The organism is Candidatus Amarolinea dominans (assembly GCF_016704685.1).
Lineage (GTDB): Bacteria > Chloroflexota > Anaerolineae > SSC4 > Amarolineaceae > Amarolinea > Amarolinea dominans.
In genome coordinates this window covers 74,174-88,912 of record NZ_JADIZS010000021.1, presented here as the reverse complement: position 1 = coordinate 88,912, position 14,739 = coordinate 74,174, and the positions used below count along the sequence as shown (strand labels likewise).

General features: G+C 62.8%; 10 protein-coding genes and 1 tRNA gene. 3 read left to right on the top strand and 8 right to left on the bottom strand.

Annotated features, from left to right (window positions below; genetic code table 11):
- Positions 1 to 258: 258 nt before the first annotated feature.
- On the top strand, positions 259 to 1,551 hold the full coding sequence (glyA, locus tag IPF85_RS15030; RefSeq protein WP_343408887.1) for a serine hydroxymethyltransferase: 1,293 nt from the start codon (positions 259 to 261) through the stop codon (positions 1,549 to 1,551).
- Positions 1,552 to 1,603: 52 nt separating this feature from the next.
- A tRNA-Val gene (locus IPF85_RS15025) sits at positions 1,604 to 1,677 on the top strand.
- A 79-nt stretch (positions 1,678 to 1,756) separates the two neighbouring features.
- Here the strand turns inward: IPF85_RS15025 and IPF85_RS15020 are convergent.
- The 8 genes from IPF85_RS15020 to IPF85_RS14985 form a co-directional block, all read right to left on the bottom strand.
- A complete protein-coding gene (locus IPF85_RS15020; RefSeq protein WP_343408886.1) occupies positions 1,757 to 3,061 on the bottom strand; it encodes an AAA family ATPase in 1,305 nt (434 codons plus the stop codon).
- Between the two features lie 7 nt (positions 3,062 to 3,068).
- Positions 3,069 to 4,049: a helix-hairpin-helix domain-containing protein gene (locus IPF85_RS15015; protein WP_343408885.1), complete on the bottom strand. Its 981-nt coding sequence runs from the start codon at positions 4,047 to 4,049 to the stop codon at positions 3,069 to 3,071.
- A gap of 168 nt (positions 4,050 to 4,217) precedes the next feature.
- Complete coding sequence (locus tag IPF85_RS15010) at positions 4,218 to 4,811, bottom strand: hypothetical protein (protein ID WP_343408884.1); 594 nt, start codon at positions 4,809 to 4,811, stop codon at positions 4,218 to 4,220.
- 188 nt (positions 4,812 to 4,999) lie between these two features.
- On the bottom strand, positions 5,000 to 6,280 hold the full coding sequence (locus IPF85_RS15005; RefSeq protein WP_343408883.1) for a hypothetical protein: 1,281 nt from the start codon (positions 6,278 to 6,280) through the stop codon (positions 5,000 to 5,002).
- A 94-nt stretch (positions 6,281 to 6,374) separates the two neighbouring features.
- Positions 6,375 to 7,676: a DUF1501 domain-containing protein gene (locus IPF85_RS15000; protein ID WP_343408882.1), complete on the bottom strand. Its 1,302-nt coding sequence runs from the start codon at positions 7,674 to 7,676 to the stop codon at positions 6,375 to 6,377.
- Positions 7,677 to 7,735: 59 nt separating this feature from the next.
- The gene (locus IPF85_RS14995; RefSeq protein WP_343408881.1) at positions 7,736 to 9,412 is read right to left on the bottom strand and encodes a DUF1800 domain-containing protein; all 1,677 of its coding nucleotides are present in this window, start codon (positions 9,410 to 9,412) and stop codon (positions 7,736 to 7,738) included.
- An 11-nt stretch (positions 9,413 to 9,423) separates the two neighbouring features.
- Positions 9,424 to 10,839 (bottom strand): DUF1501 domain-containing protein, encoded by a 1,416-nt coding sequence (locus IPF85_RS14990; protein WP_343408880.1) that lies wholly within the window; start codon positions 10,837 to 10,839, stop codon positions 9,424 to 9,426.
- An 8-nt stretch (positions 10,840 to 10,847) separates the two neighbouring features.
- On the bottom strand, positions 10,848 to 12,509 hold the full coding sequence (locus IPF85_RS14985; RefSeq protein ID WP_343408879.1) for a DUF1800 family protein: 1,662 nt from the start codon (positions 12,507 to 12,509) through the stop codon (positions 10,848 to 10,850).
- Between the two features lie 600 nt (positions 12,510 to 13,109).
- Between IPF85_RS14985 and IPF85_RS14980 the strand changes: the two genes are divergently transcribed.
- Positions 13,110 to 14,687 (top strand): hypothetical protein, encoded by a 1,578-nt coding sequence (locus tag IPF85_RS14980; RefSeq protein WP_343408878.1) that lies wholly within the window; start codon positions 13,110 to 13,112, stop codon positions 14,685 to 14,687.
- Positions 14,688 to 14,739 lie beyond the last annotated feature (52 nt).

Sequence of the window (14,739 nt, the reverse complement as noted above, 5' to 3'; positions counted from 1 at the left end):
GCACCCGGTTATCCACCGATGTTGTTTGTGGACAGTGACTGAATGGGTCAAAGTAACTTATATTTTATTGCAACGTTAAGATACCACAGTCAACACTGGATGTCAAGCATTTTGCCGCCAGGCTCAGCAACGGCCCGCGTAAAACCAACGCTACTGTGACCCCAGCATAGCCTTTGACAAAAAATTTAGGCGGTGGTATGCTGACCACAGGTTACGATATTTCACGCGATGTTGCGTTTTGCAGGAGGTTTTCCTCGTATGTCTGATCTTTCCGCGCTGGAGCGCCTGACCCCCTGGGTTGAGCTTCCAGACCCACGCTATGCCCTGGCCGCAACTGATCCAGTCATCTATGCCGCCATTGAAAAAGAACGCGCGCGACAGACGGCCGGCATCGAACTGATTGCCTCAGAAAACTATGTCAGCCCTGCCGTCCTGGCCGCCATGGGTTCGGTGCTGACCAACAAATACGCCGAAGGCTATCCTGGCCGGCGTTATTACGGCGGCTGTGAATTTGTGGATGTCGTCGAACAACTCGCCATGGATCGCGCCAAAGAGCTGTTTGGCGCCGAACATGCCAATGTGCAGCCTCACTCCGGCGCACAGGCCAATGCCGCAGCCTACATGGCGTTGCTCGAACTGGGCGACGTGGTGCTGGGTCTGAAACTTGACCACGGCGGGCACCTGACCCACGGTTTTCATCTGAATCAATCAGGCAAGCTCTACAACTTCAAGCATTACGGGGTGCATCAGCAAACGGAGCGCCTTGATTACGACGAGTTGGAAGCGCTGGCTCATGAGCATCACCCCAAGCTGATCGTTGTCGGCGCCAGCGCCTATCCGCGCCATTTTGACTTTCCCCGCCTGCGCGCCATTGCCGATGCGGTGGGCGCTCGCCTGATGATGGACATGGCGCACGTGGCCGGCCTGATTGCCGCTGACCTGCACCCTGATCCGGTGCCTTACTGCGATGTCGTCACCAGTACCACACACAAGACCCTGCGCGGCCCACGCGCCGGGTTGATCCTGTGCAGGGAAGAATGGGCCAAAGCCATTGACAAAGCGGTCTTTCCTGGCATCCAGGGTGGCCCGCTGATGCACATCATCGCGGCTAAAGCGGTGGCCTTCCACGAAGCGACACAGCCCGACTTCAAGGCCTATCAGCAGCGCACCCTGGACAATGCGCAGGCGCTGGCCGCGGAACTGGTGCGCCAGGGCCTGCGCCTGGTCAGCGGCGGCACCGACAATCACCTGATGCTGGTGGACATGACGCCGGCCGGCGTTACCGGTAAGGCCGCGGAAAAGGCGCTGGACGCGGCTGGCATTCATACCAACAAGAACATGATCCCCTTCGACCCCAAGCCGCCTCTGACGGCCAGCGGCATCCGCCTGGGCACACCGGCCGCCACCACTCGCGGCTTTGGGCCAGATGATATGCACCAGGTTGGGCGTTGGATCGGCGAAATCGTCCATCACGTCGAAGACCCGGCCGTGATCGAGCGCGTGCATCGGGACGTGATCGAATTCGCCTGCCGCTTTCCCGTGCCCGCGTAAACCAGCCCTGAATTTGCCAAGTCGGTGTAGTTGCTTATAATTACACCGGTACGGGCGGTTAGCTCAGTTGGTTAGAGCGCGTCGTTGACATCGACGAGGTCGGAGGTTCGAGCCCTCTATCGCCCACACGAAGCCGTGGCTGCAAAGCCACGGCTTCTTCTTTCTCCAATCTCCAATCTCCAATCTCCAATCTCCAAATCTCCAACTACTGCAGCCGCGCCGCCAAACCCGTATAGCGTTCGGCGATCTTGTTGTTGTTGACGGCGATGGCAATAGCCCGCGGCATGCCGACCAAAACCACCAGGCGTCGCGCACGGGTGACCGCGGTGTAGAGCAGATTGCGCTGCAACATCATGTAGTGTTGCGTCAGCAAGGGCAGCACTACCGCCGGGTATTCGGACCCCTGCGCCTTATGCACACTGATGGCGTAGGCATGAGTCAGCTCATCCAGTTCCAGAAAACTGTAGTCAATCTCCCGGCCCTCGCTGCGCACCGTCAGCACCTGCTCGATCCCATCCAGGCGCACGATCTCGCCCAGGTCGCCGTTGAAGACATCCTTGTTGTAGTTGTTGCGCGTCTGCATCACCCGGTCGCCGACGCGGAAAATGTGCCCGCCCAGGCGCCGTTCGGGCTTGGCAGCGTCTGGTGGATTCAGCCGTGCTTGCAACAGCAGGTTCAGGTTGGCTACCCCCGCCACCCCGCGGTGCATCGGAGTGAGCACTTGCACATCGGCGGCTGGCACGCCAAAACGCCGCGGGATGCGCTCGGCCACGATCTCCACCACCAGGTTGGCTGCCTGTTCGGCATCGTCCACCTTGAACAGAAAAAAGTCCTGCGACTGAGCCGGCTGCCACTCCGGCATCTGTCCGCGGTTGATGCGGTGTGCGTTCTCCACGATGAAGCTGCCGGCTGCCTGGCGGAAGATCGTCTGCAGGCGCACCACCGTCGCCGTTCCCGATTCGATGATGTCTTTGAGCACACTGCCGGCGCCGACGCTGGGCAGTTGATCCACATCACCCACCAGCAGCAGATGCGCACCCGGCGGCACGGCCTTGAGCAGGTGATTCATCAGAAGCAGGTCGAGCATGGACGCTTCATCTACAACCAAGATATCAACCTCAAGCGGGTTGTTTTCGTTGATCTGAAACGTCACCCCCCCGCTCGGCTTGAATTCCAGCAGGCGGTGGATGGTCTTGGCCGGCCGGCCGGTGGTTTCACTCAGCCGCTTGGCCGCGCGCCCCGTGGGTGAGGCCAGGGCGTAGGTGTGGCCGGAGGCCTCCAGCAGGCGGATGATCGTCTGCACGGTGAAGGTCTTGCCGGTGCCCGGCCCGCCGGTCAGTACCACCAACGGTTGCGTCAGGCTGGCCTGCACGGCCTCGCGCTGCGCCGGCGCCAGCGCCAACCCGGTCTCCTGCTGCACGGCCGCAAAGGCCGCATCCCAATCGAAGCGCTGGAAGAGCGCCAGGCAGTCGCTTCGCCCGTCGCACAAGCGCCGCAAACGGCCAGCCACGCCAATCTCACCGCGATAGAAGGGCACCAGGTAGACGGCGCGTTCCTCGGCCAGCAGGGCGGGGCGCCGTCAGCTCAGCCTCAGGGACAGAGGCCGCCGCGGGGTCAGCGCTGGCGGTGACCACTTCATACACGAGCGCCGGCGAGACGGGAGGGCGGCGCTCAGAGGCCGGCGCCATGAGGATGCGCTCGACATGAACCGCTTCCTCCTGGCGCAACTGCTCGATCGCGTTGACCACCAGGGTGCTCGGCACGGCCAGCATCTCGGCCGCCTGCATCACCAGGATCGTTTGGGGAACATAGACATGGCCATCATCAGCCTGCTCGCCCAGGACATGGGCCACACCGGCCGCTACCCGTTCGGGCGCATCGAGAGCCAGCCCCAGGGCTTGCGCGATCTTGTCGGCCGTGATGAAGCCGATGCCGTGGATGTCGCGGGCCAGCCGGTAGGGGTCATTCCGCACGATGCCTACGGCACCGTCCCCGTACTGCTTGTAGATCTTGACCGCCAGGCCGGTGCTGACGCTGTGCTCCTGCAAGAAGAACATGACCTCGCGAATGGCGCGCTGTTGGCGCCAGGCATCCTGGATCAGGCTGGCGCGTTTGGGGCCAACGCCGAGAACGGTGCGCAGGCGCTGCGGCTCCTCATCAATCACCTGCAGGCTTTGCGCACCAAACAGGCGCACGATGCGTTTGGCGGTCACCGGCCCCACGCCTTTGATCAGCCCCGAACCGAGGTATTTTTCGATGCCAACCGCCGTGGCCGGCAGCTTGAGCTTGAAGCTATCGGCCTTGAACTGGCGCCCATACTGCGGATGCGCCGTCCACTGGCCGCGCAGTTCAACGTATTCACCCACGTTGATGCCGAGCATGTTGCCCACTACCGGCACGGTGTAGTCCTTGCCCTCCGGCGCCAACTGCGCGACGGTGTAGCCGTTCTCTTCATTGTGGTAGGTGACTCGTTCGATTGTGCCGGTCAATGCGTCCATGCTGGCAGCTCCTCGCTGCAGTCAACACTAACACGCATGACCGATTTAGGCAAGTGGGCAAGATGAGCAGGATGAGACAAAAACAGAAGCGACGCACCGGGGGGGTGCGTCGCTTCGAGTGCTATCTCATCATCATCTCATCATCTCATCGAGTCATCGAGGAGTGTTTTACCGTTGCTGCCAGCGGCCCATGCGGCCTCCTGCGCGTCCGCCCATGCGACCGGCGGCCGGCGTTCCGTCGAGGTTGTCACACGCGCCGTCGCCGTCGGCATCGGTCCAACCGGCGCCATTACCTGCGCCTCGCGGCGCGAACGGCTGGTTGAACATGGACTGCACCTGGGCACGCATCGTCACCAACATCTGGTCGGCCTGCGCCTGCGTGATCGTGCCTGCCGTCACCAGGTCAGCCAGGTGCTCGGCGCGGGGCGCCAGAACGGCGTCCACAATCGTATCGAGCGCCACATTGTGCGCTGCGGCCACCTGCGCCACACTCTTGGGGCCATCTTGCAGTTCAGCAATCAGATCGGTGCGTTCCATGTCAAGGACATCTGCCACCACGACCAGGGCAGAGTTGTCAGGCCCGCCCCAGGCGCCGCGCATTCCCGCACCGCCCATCATGCCGCCCATGCGGCCCACACCGTAGCCGTTGCCGGCGCCCGGCGCCGGCGGGGTTACTGTTTGTGCCATCGCCGCCCCGGCTACAACCAGGGTTGCCATCACCGCCACCAGGGCGGCCACGACGAAAAGTCGTTTGGTATTCATCGTAATTCGTGTCTCCATTTCTGTGTTAGTCTGCTACCTTGATGCTCCGAGACCTGGATGCCGGTCCGATGCTCTGCATTTCCTTGCTGCCTGACCGGTCTGTCTCTCGTCTCATCTGGTCTCATGATAACCCGCAGATGTGGAGATGTTGTGAAGGAGATATGCGAAGGCGATGAATCCCTCTCGGTTCAATCGGGGGGATGAACGGCATCTGTCAGGCGCGCCGCCTGCTGGAAGTCGCGCTCGATCTGCGCCGGGTCGAAATGCTCCGGCAGACCTGGGATTGCCTCACCCGTGGAGATGAAAATCAAGATAGCAAAGGCCGCCAGGGCTTCGTCGCCCGTGAAATTGCAGTGTCCATAGCGAAAGATGGGCATCTGCACCAACTGTCCCCGCCCACTGGTTTGTACCTTGTCGCGGTACAAGAACTGATGCCAGAAGGGGATCACTTCATCGCCCGTGGTGTGCAACGTCACCATCGGCACTGTCAAGCGACCGGTGGTTTGATACGCATTCAACGCCGCCAACGCAACCGGGGCGGCGCGGAAGCGCTGCACGCGCTGATTGAGCAGTGGGTCGTTCAAGGAGCCGCGGTAGATGCGCGTGCGGTTGCCAAACGGATTGCCACCCAATTTCTCCCGCGCATCGTTGGTGGCAAAGGCATTGTACCACAGCACGTTGACCGTGGTTGAGATCATCGAACTCATGCTGAACAACTGCGTGGCCGCGCGCGAGGTGCTCATCAGTTGCAGGGCCAGGCGTGGATTGGCCCGCACCTGCTGCGTAATCGCGGGCACGTAGGTGGTCTGCCAGTTGTCAATGACGGCTGGCGGAATAGCGATAGGCGAGGGGGGCAGCACAGCGGGAAAGAAATAGTCGAACAGGACACGAAAATCGCCCAGGTAGTCGGTCTGTTTCTTGAAATCGCCAATGGGGCCGCAGGCTGACAGCGCGCCGGTGAGCAGCTCAGGATGCCGTTCGGCCATCAGCGCGGTGACGATGCCGCCCTCCGAGGCGCCGCTCATGTAGGTGTGGGTCGGCGCCTGGCCGGCCACTCCCGGAAAAGCCGCAAGCAGCTCAACCACGTCATCCACGCCGCTGACAATGGCCAGGCCATTGGTGCGATAGCTGGTGGTGGCAAAGGCGTAACCCAGACTCTGCACCAGGTCGGGCAGGTAAGTCTCGCCCAGGTACAGATTGTAGAAGGCGAGCGGTTCATTGAACGCCACATAGCCGTGCGCCCAGATCAACAGGTCGCCGTTCCAGCCCGTGGTGGGCACGCAGATCAACGATAGGGCGCCGCCGGGCAGCACGCCTTCCTGGCAGCCGTGCGGCAGGGTCGGGGCGACCCGCACATCGGCAAAATCAGGCTGGGACAGGGCGCTGGCGGGGTGCGTGGCTGCCGCGGGCAGCACGCCTGCGGTCACCAGCACAAGGGCGAGGGTGACGATTAAGCTGAATCTACGCATGCAAGAACCTCCTGAACGGGTTGAATGACGGGGGTGTCTTTTTCCGACGGCGTTGTCACGCCGGAGGCGTGACCTACGGGGTGGGGACCTCTTTTCAGCGGGACACCGATGGCAGATAGACGCGCCCACTGCCGCCGTAGTTGATCGGCAGGTCGGCGCCCTGCACGATGTTGAACGGGGTGTAGCCGGTATAGCCGGGAAAGACCTGCCCCAGGTTCGGGTTGGCCAGGCGGCGCACCAGGATTTCGCTCAACACCCGGCGGTAATCGGTCGTGATCGCCAGGTCGGTGCCCTGGTCGAGCGCGCCTGGCTCCAGGCCTGGCCAGGGGTTGGCGTAGACTGTGCCGCCGTTGACGTGTCCGCCCAATACCAGCATGACGTTGCCATGGCCATGATCGGTGCCATGATCGGCATTCTCACGCAGGCGGCGGCCAAATTCGCTCATGACCACCACGGTCAGCCGATTGGTGAAATTGGTGAGATCAGTATACAACGCATACAGCCCACGCGCCAATGAGTCTACCATGGTCGCGAAGTAACCTTGCCCCTCATCGCCCTGGCTCTCGTGCGTATCCCAACCGCCCAGGTCAGCCGTAGCTACCTGCAGACCCAGGCCCAGTTTGACCATCTGGGCGACGGTCATCAGCGCATCGCCAAAGTCGTTCTGCGGATAGACGGCGCCGAATTCCGGTTCATAGTCGCCGGGATTTGCCGATTCCACCACATCCAGCGCGTTCAGGGTTTGCATACCGGCCTCGTGCAGCCAGGTGTCGCCGTTGTAGGCGTGGCGCAGCGCGCGGCGCTGACTGTCCAGGTAGTACCAGTGGCCGGGCAGGCCAAAGCGTCGCGGATCGGGGATGGCAACGGCCAGCGGGCTGGCGAGCAGCGAGCCTGGGATCAACGACGCCACCGCAATGACCGGCAAGGGGCCGCTGCTGTTGGTGCTCAGCAGGTGGCGCGTGAGCCAGCCGCTGTTCGTGTTTCTGGCGCCCGGGGTGCCGCGCTCCATGTAGTCCATCGCGTCGAAGTGCGAACGGGTATCGCTGGTCAGCCCGGCCGCGTGAACCACGGCCAGGTGCTGCTGTTGAAAGAGCTCGGCCAGCGGCGCGGCCGTCGGGTGCAGGCCAAACTGCCCATCCAGGTCCAGGGCGGCATTCGGTCCGCTGCCGGGCGCGGCCAGGCGTATGTTGGGTCGCAGATCGTTGTAGTTGGCATCGCCATAAGGCGCCACCAGGCTCAAGCCATCTACGCCGCCGCGCAAGAAGATCGCTACCAGAATTTCGTCGCTGGACGTCGAACCTGGCCGGGCAAACGCCAACTGGGTCAGGCGACCGCCTGCCAGGGACGCCACGGCCGCGGAGCAGCCGGTGAGAAACTGTCGTCGCGAAAGTGCCATGATGTGCTCCTTGTGTGAGAAGCCAGGAGTTCAAGCCGCGAAGTCCTGGTGCGCTACGCTCAACGCCACTGGAAATCGGGGAACATGATGATCAACTCGACGAGGCGCGGCACGCGTTCGTCAATCAGCTCCTGCGAAAGGTCGTATTCGGGATTGCGACCCTGCGCCACGAACTCGATCAGCTCCTGGCGGTCGTCAGTACCCATGGCGCGACCCAGCAGGCGTGCAATCCAAAAGTCGCAGATGGCGATCGGTGTGCGGATGTTGCCCGGCATCTGGCTCAACAGGTCGGCGGAGATGTCGTCGAGCCAGCCTTCCAGGCAGTAGGTCAGGATCGTCCAGCGTCCGAGCATGACATTGGTGCCGGTCCAGGCTTCGTGCCGGTCGGGATAGCCATTGGGCGGCGGCCACTCGAAGAGCGCTTGCCCCAGTTGTGCAAAGGTCCATTGAAAGCCATCGCTCCAGGCCCACTCGGCATCCACGGCGCGCAGCGCGGACGCGACGAACTCGAAGGGCCGTTTGACCTTTTCGCCCCAGGTGTTGGCAAATTCGTTGGAAGTGAGAATGGTCTGCAGCACGCGCTTGATCTGATCCGGCGCCTGCTGGTTGGCGGTCCAAACGGCGACCGCGGCATCTATTACGGCCTGCGGCGGGTTGTCTGCGATGAAGCGCCGACAGAGCTTGGTGCAGAGGTAACGCGCGGTGGCCGGGTGGCCGGCGACGGCGTCGAGCACGGCGCGGCCATCCTCCAGCGCGGGCCGGTCGTTGCGTAGATGGAGACCGAGCACTGTCTTTTGGAAACGATCGTGCCAGGGCGTGTAGGTGAAAAACTCGCCTGTGTTACCCACCTCGGGGTCATAGTCGTCATCGCGCACCCGCCAGCCGGTGAAGGCGCGGGCGGCTTCGTACACGTCATTATCAACGTAGGCCGTGGGATTGCCGGTGCTGTAACCGGGCACGGCCGCCTGGTCCAAGGGACCGAGGTAGTTTTCGACGCCCAGGGTGTGCAGTTCGAACAGTTCACGCGCCCAGTTTTCATTGGGGCCGTCATCCGAGCTGAACGCATTGTCGAGGTAGTAGAGCATGGCCGGGCTGGTCGCTACGGCTTCGAGCATCTGACGGAAGTTGCCCAGTGCATTGGCACGGATCACATCGCGATCATAATGCACGAAAACGGAGACCACGCCATCATGCCAGCCAAACAGGTTGAAGTGATTGTGCCAGAAGTCAGCCAGGACCTCGAAGAACTGACGTTTGCTGTAGAGCGCCCGAATCCAGGTGGCCTGAACGGTCTCCCGAAACGGTAGGGAGAATGTGTCGTAGTCATCGGCCAGGGTGTGATCGGTCCACAACTGGGTCAGCGGCTTGGCGAGAGAAACAAAATTCTGCGCAGCCAGGCGCTGGTCGCAGTCGCCATCGGCAATGGCGGCCGGGTTCAACTGCTGCGCCAGGTACGCGCTGAAGCGCGCGGCCGGCGTGCTGCCCAGTGCATTGTAGGCGGCCCAGTCGGGGGGCCGCGCGCCGAAGCCGAGACGGTTGAGCACGATGACATTGAGCGGCGCCAGCTCTGGCGCGGTGTCGGTGCGCAAGGGCAGATCGGGGCGCTCGGCCATGCGCTGCACGCGGGGGAAGGGAGGTGTCTTCCCAACCCAGGGCGCAGGCGCTACGCCGGCCAGCAGGCTGCCGGCGACGACGAGGGAACCATCCTGCAAGAATTGGCGGCGTGTCACGTTCACGGCATTTCCTCCTACGGTGTCATTGTCCAGCGATCAGCCATAATTTGCAGATCCGCGACGGTCATCTGGCCGTCGTTGTTCAGGTCATAGGTTGCACAGGCGCCGCTGACATCGCCATTGGCAAAGCAGTTGACCGCGTTCTGCATCTGCTCCACGTGGGTTGGCCCAAAGTTGATCGGCAGATCCGGGCCTTGCACGACACCGAGGGGGGTGTAGTTCAGGTAGCCGGGGAAAATCTCGCCCAGGTTGGGATTGCCCATGCGGCGCACCAGGATCTCGCTCAGAATGCGGCGATAATCGGTGGTGATGGCAAGATCGGTGCCGTTGTCCAGGTTGGCCGGATCCAGGCCGGGCCAGGGCGCGGCGTAGACCTGTCCGCCGTTGACATGACCGCCGAGCAGAAGCATGACGTTGCCATGCCCATGATCGGTGCCCCGGTTGCCATTTTCACGCAGGCGCCGGCCAAATTCGCTCATCACTGCGATGGTCACCCGCTGCGTGTAGTTAGTCAGATCGGTGTACAACGCGGCCATGCCGTTGGCGAGCGTCTGTATCTGCCCGGCGAAGTAGCCGGCGCCGGCATCGCCCTGGTACTCATGCGTGTCCCAGCCGCCGTAGTCCGCGGCGGCCACGGTGAGACCCACGTCCAGTTTGATCATCTGGGCGATCGTCATCAGCGCGGTGCCAAAGCTGTTGGTGGGATAGACGGCGCCGAACTCCGGCACATAATCGCCCGGATTCGCCACTTCGACGATATCGAGCGCGTTGAGCGCCTGTTCGCCGGCCTGATGCAGCCATGAATCGCCGTTGTAGAGGTGACGCATGGCCAGGCGCTGGCCGTCCGTCCATCGCCAGTGACCATCCAGGCCGAAATCGTCAGGGTCGGTCATCGCGACGGCCTGCGTGCTGCTCAGGAACGAGGCAGGCAGCAGCGAGCTGGCAGCAATGGCCGGCAGCGCACCGCTGGCGCCGCCAGAGACCAGGTGCCGGGTCAACCAGCCGGAGGCCATGCTGCGCGAGCCGGGCGTGCCGCGCTCCATGTAATCCATGGCATCGAAGTGCGAGCGGGTGTCGCTGGTCAATCCACAGGCGTGAACTACCGCCAGTTTCTGCTGCTGATACAGATCGCGCAGCGGCGCGGCCAGGGCATGGCAGCCGAACTGTCCGTCCAGGTCGAGCGCCGCGTTGGCGCCGCTGCCGGGCGCGGGCAGGCGGATGTTGGGGCGCAGGTCGTTGTAGTTCTGGTCGTTGTAGGGCGCCACCAGGCTGAGCCCGTCCATGCCGCCGCGCAGGAAGATGACTACCAGAACCTCATCGGTCAGTTGGCGGTACGGGTTGGCAAACGCCATCTTGGTCAAACGTCCGCCGGCCAGGGCCGCAATGGCGGCCGAGCAGCCGGCCAGGAAATTTCGTCGTGTGAGTGCCATGTTTGCTCCTATCGCCATTGAAAGTCAGGCGTTCTCATGATGAGTTCCACGAGCCGCGGGGTGCGCTCGGTGATCTCTTCGGCGGACAGGGGCAGGTCGGGGTTGCGCCCCTGGCTGATGAAATCCACCAGGCGGGAACGGTCTTCGGCATCCAGCGGACGACCGAGGATGCGCTGAATCCAGAAGTCGGTGATGGCGTTCGAGGTAACCGTGCCGGGCGGCATCTGCCCCAAGATGTCAATCGTGGTGCTGTCCACGTTGCCGGCTACCAGGTGGTAGGCGATGTTCCAGCGGTAGACCATGACGTTGGTGCCGGTCCAGATGTCATGCACGTCCGGGTAGCCGTTGGGCGGGGTCCATTCGAACAATTTTTGCCCCATCAGCCCGTAGGTCCAGAAGAAGTCATCGTTGGGCACGAACTCGGCCGCGGTGGCGCGCAGCATGGAAGCGGTCAGCTCGAACGGTCGTTTGACCTTCTGTCCCCAGGCGTCGGCAAACTCCGGGGAGAGAACGATGGTTTCGACCACCCGCTTGAGCTGATCGGGCGCCTGTTGATGGGTGGTCCAGGTTGCCACCGCGGCGTCTATGACCGCCTGGGGCGGGTCGTCGGCAATCAAGCGGCGGCACAGTTTGGTGCAGACATGGCGTGCGGTGCCGGGATGCGCGGCCGCGGCATCGAGCACTGCGCGGCCATCTTCCAGCGCCGGGCGATCGTTGAGCAGGTGGCGGCCCAGTACAGTCTTTTGGAAGCGGTCGTGCCAGGGTTGGTAGGTGAAGAACTCGCCGGTGTTGCCGAAACTGGAGCTGTTGCGCACAGTCCAGCCGGTGAAGGCTCGCGCGGACTCGTACACGTCGTTGTCCACGTAGCCGATGGGGTTGTTGGGGTAGCCGGGCACCTGCGTCTGCTGCATGGAGCCGAGATAGTTCTCCGCGCCCAGGGTGTGCAGCTCGAACAGCTCGCGCGCCCAGTTTTCATTCGGTCCGGCGTTGCTGCTGTAGACGTTGTCCAGGTAGTAGAGCATGGCCGTGCTGGTCGCAACTGATTCCAGGAAGGTGCGGAAATTGCCCAGCACATTGGCGCGGATGACATCCCGGTCGTAGTGGATCCAGACCGGCAGGACATCGTAGTGCCAGCCGTAGATGTTGAAATGATTGTGCCAGAAGTCGGTCAGCACCTCGAACAACTGGCGTTTGCTGTAGACGGCCTTGAGCCAGGTGACGCGACGCCCCTCGTTGAAGGGCTGGCTGCGCACGGTGTAGTTGGCTGCGTTGACGCGGTGATCGAGCCACAGTTGTTGTAGCGTCTTGTTGAGCGTGGTGAAGCCCTGCGCGGCGATGCGGGCCTCGCAGGCGCTGTCGTCCAGGCTGCCGGGGTTGAGCTGTTGGGCGACGAAATTCGTCAGGCGTTCGGTGGGTGTGCTGCCCAGCGCCTCGAACGCGGCCCAATCCGTGGGGTGAGGGCCGAACATCAGGCGGTTGAGAGCAATCACATTGAGAGGCGGCAAGTCGGGTGTGGTGCCGATGCGACGCGGCAGGTCCACATGTTGGTGCATCGCGCGCACCCGTGGGTAGGGTGGCGCATCGGCCAGGGCTGGCGATAACTCGGCCAGGGCAGCGCCGGTCACGGCTAACGCCCCGGTCTTCAGGAAGGTACGACGTGAGATGTCCATAGGCAACCTCGAATCACAGGCAAGAACAGGATTAGGAATGAGAATTAAATAAGTGTCCGCTTTGGTGCTGTCTGTATGCTCAGAATTTGCTCGGAACTGGACAGTTAAAAAATTCTCATTCCTTAGAACAATGGGATGCGTGGGCGCCGCGTTTGCTGGGGTCATGATGCCACGCGCCAGAACGCCAAATCTCAGCGGGGGGCGATCATCGCCGGTGAGTCTGCGCTTGCACCAGGGTGGCGCTGCGTCAGACCTGCGAATCGGGTGTTCTGTTGTCGCGAAGTTGGCGTACGGTGGCAATAGGCCCAGTGTACCGCGAACGGGCACTTTGCGCCAATCGGCCCTTTGGCCCTCGTGGGCGCGTTTGGTTCACCCTGACAGACATGGTACAATGCAATGCAATGTAGTGCAATGCACTGCAATGTTGCAATGTAGCAATGTAGCACAGTGCAGTGCAGCGCATTGCTGATGCAGCATGGCAAAATATACTGCAAGCGGGAATAGATTTCACTTTTCTGCCGAAGGAAACAGGCGCAATTTGTGCCCGCTTGCAGTATAGTTGATCGGCCACCTGTTCCAGGTTTCTGAGCGAAGACGGACATGACCTCCAACCAAGACAACATCATCACGACCTTGCGTGACCGCCGGAGCATCGAGGCCGAGATACGCCTGCTCACCCAGGCGCACGGTGAACTGGATCTGCGTACCCGCGCCCGCCACATCGCCCGCCAGGGCAACCAGGTGCTGCCCACCCTGCTGACCATGCTCGGCACCAATGACCCGCAGATGCGGGGCGGCCTGGGGCAGGTGGCGGCCGCGCTGCAGGCTGACGGTGCGCCGGTCGTCGAGGCCCTGGCCGCGTTGGCCCAGGATACGCGCCAGCCTGACCAGGTGCGCATCACCGCGATCACCATCCTGGAACGCTTTCTGGGGCAGAAGCCTGACGAAACCCTGTACGCCACCCTCTCCGACCCGCGGGCCATCATGCTCAGCTCCGTGCGCGAAATGTTGATCGCCGCGCAGCAGTCGGAGTATGTCTACATCGAGTATGTGCAGCAGCTCGAAACCCAACCGCTGGAGGTGGTGCTCGACCTCATCAACAGCCTTGACGCCATTGAACCGGAGGAGCGCCTGGTGCTCTTGCGCCTGCTGGCGCAAGATAGCCGCGATGTCGTGGCGGCGCAGGCCGTGCATGCCCTGAGCCGCATCCGCCGGCCGGCAGCCATCACGACCCTGCGCCACCTGCTGCCCACGGTATCGGTGGCCTCGCGCGCCCTGGTGGAACGCAGTCTGCGCAAGCTGACGCTGGCCGGCGTCAGCGCCGAACCCGCACCGTCCCCCGGCCGCGGCTGGCGTGCGCTTGTCAGCGGCATTGACGGCGATGGCTATCGGGCCGTCTGGTTTGTTGCGCCGGCGCCCGCGCCGGTCATCAGTCTGTACAAACCTGGCGAAGTGACCTTCCTGGGCGCGCTGCTTAGTGATGCCAACGGCGTGCGTTTGTCCTTTGCCAACGCCAGCATGCCTGCGGTGCGCATCCCCGCGCCGCACTTGGCCGGTACCTTCTGCGAACTACTCATTCCGCGTAGTGAACAGCCCCTGCGCCTGCTCGAAGCCCCCTTCGATTATGGCCGCAGCCTGGTAGCTGCCGCTGTGCAGGCCAATTACGAACAGCAGACGCCGATCCCGCATGAGTTTCGGCTGCTCAACCCACTGATCTGGCAGTTTGGCGAACCCGGGTCGCCGCCGCCTGATCTGCCGCCCCTGGCCGCCGATCTCGCCATTGCCAACTTGCGCCAGCAGTCGCGGGCACTGCTCGATCATCGGGCCTTCAGCTCCTGGTTTACGCACAGCGAGGCCGCCTATGACCTGGCTGAACGCCTGCTCGATAATCGCCGCCCAGCCTTTCCCACGGTTGACATGCTGCTGCAAGAACTGGTGACGCGCGAATTCAGCGCGACCAGCTTCATCGTCTACCGCCGTCGCTTGCTGGGCATGGTGCCCTGGTTGGCCCTGGCCGGTGACCTGGCCGCGGCCGCGCTGGCACGCCACCTGGCCGCCAGCCTGCAACCGCCAGCCGATTTGACCCACGCGTTCCTGCTGGAGCTGGCGCGGGCCGGCGTGGAACGCGCCATGAGCAACCTGCGCGCGGGCTTTGATCTGCGCAGTGTCGCATTTTAGCTGCGCAGGAGCGTGCGCTGTCTTCTCGGTTTTGATGAAAAGGAGTATCATA

Bases quoted from the DNA above. Each gene is read 5' to 3' on its own strand.
- IPF85_RS15000 (WP_343408882.1), bottom strand. From the start codon at position 7,676: ATGGCACTTTCGCGACGACAGTTTCTCACCGGCTGCTCCGCGGCCGTG.
- glyA (WP_343408887.1), top strand. From the start codon at position 259: ATGTCTGATCTTTCCGCGCTGGAGCGCCTGACCCCCTGGGTTGAGCTT.
- IPF85_RS14990 (WP_343408880.1), bottom strand. From the start codon at position 10,839: ATGGCACTCACACGACGAAATTTCCTGGCCGGCTGCTCGGCCGCCATT.
- IPF85_RS15005 (WP_343408883.1), bottom strand. From the start codon at position 6,280: ATGCGTAGATTCAGCTTAATCGTCACCCTCGCCCTTGTGCTGGTGACC.
- IPF85_RS15010 (WP_343408884.1), bottom strand. From the start codon at position 4,811: ATGAATACCAAACGACTTTTCGTCGTGGCCGCCCTGGTGGCGGTGATG.
- IPF85_RS14980 (WP_343408878.1), top strand. From the start codon at position 13,110: ATGACCTCCAACCAAGACAACATCATCACGACCTTGCGTGACCGCCGG.
- IPF85_RS14985 (WP_343408879.1), bottom strand. From the start codon at position 12,509: ATGGACATCTCACGTCGTACCTTCCTGAAGACCGGGGCGTTAGCCGTG.
- IPF85_RS15015 (WP_343408885.1), bottom strand. From the start codon at position 4,049: ATGGACGCATTGACCGGCACAATCGAACGAGTCACCTACCACAATGAA.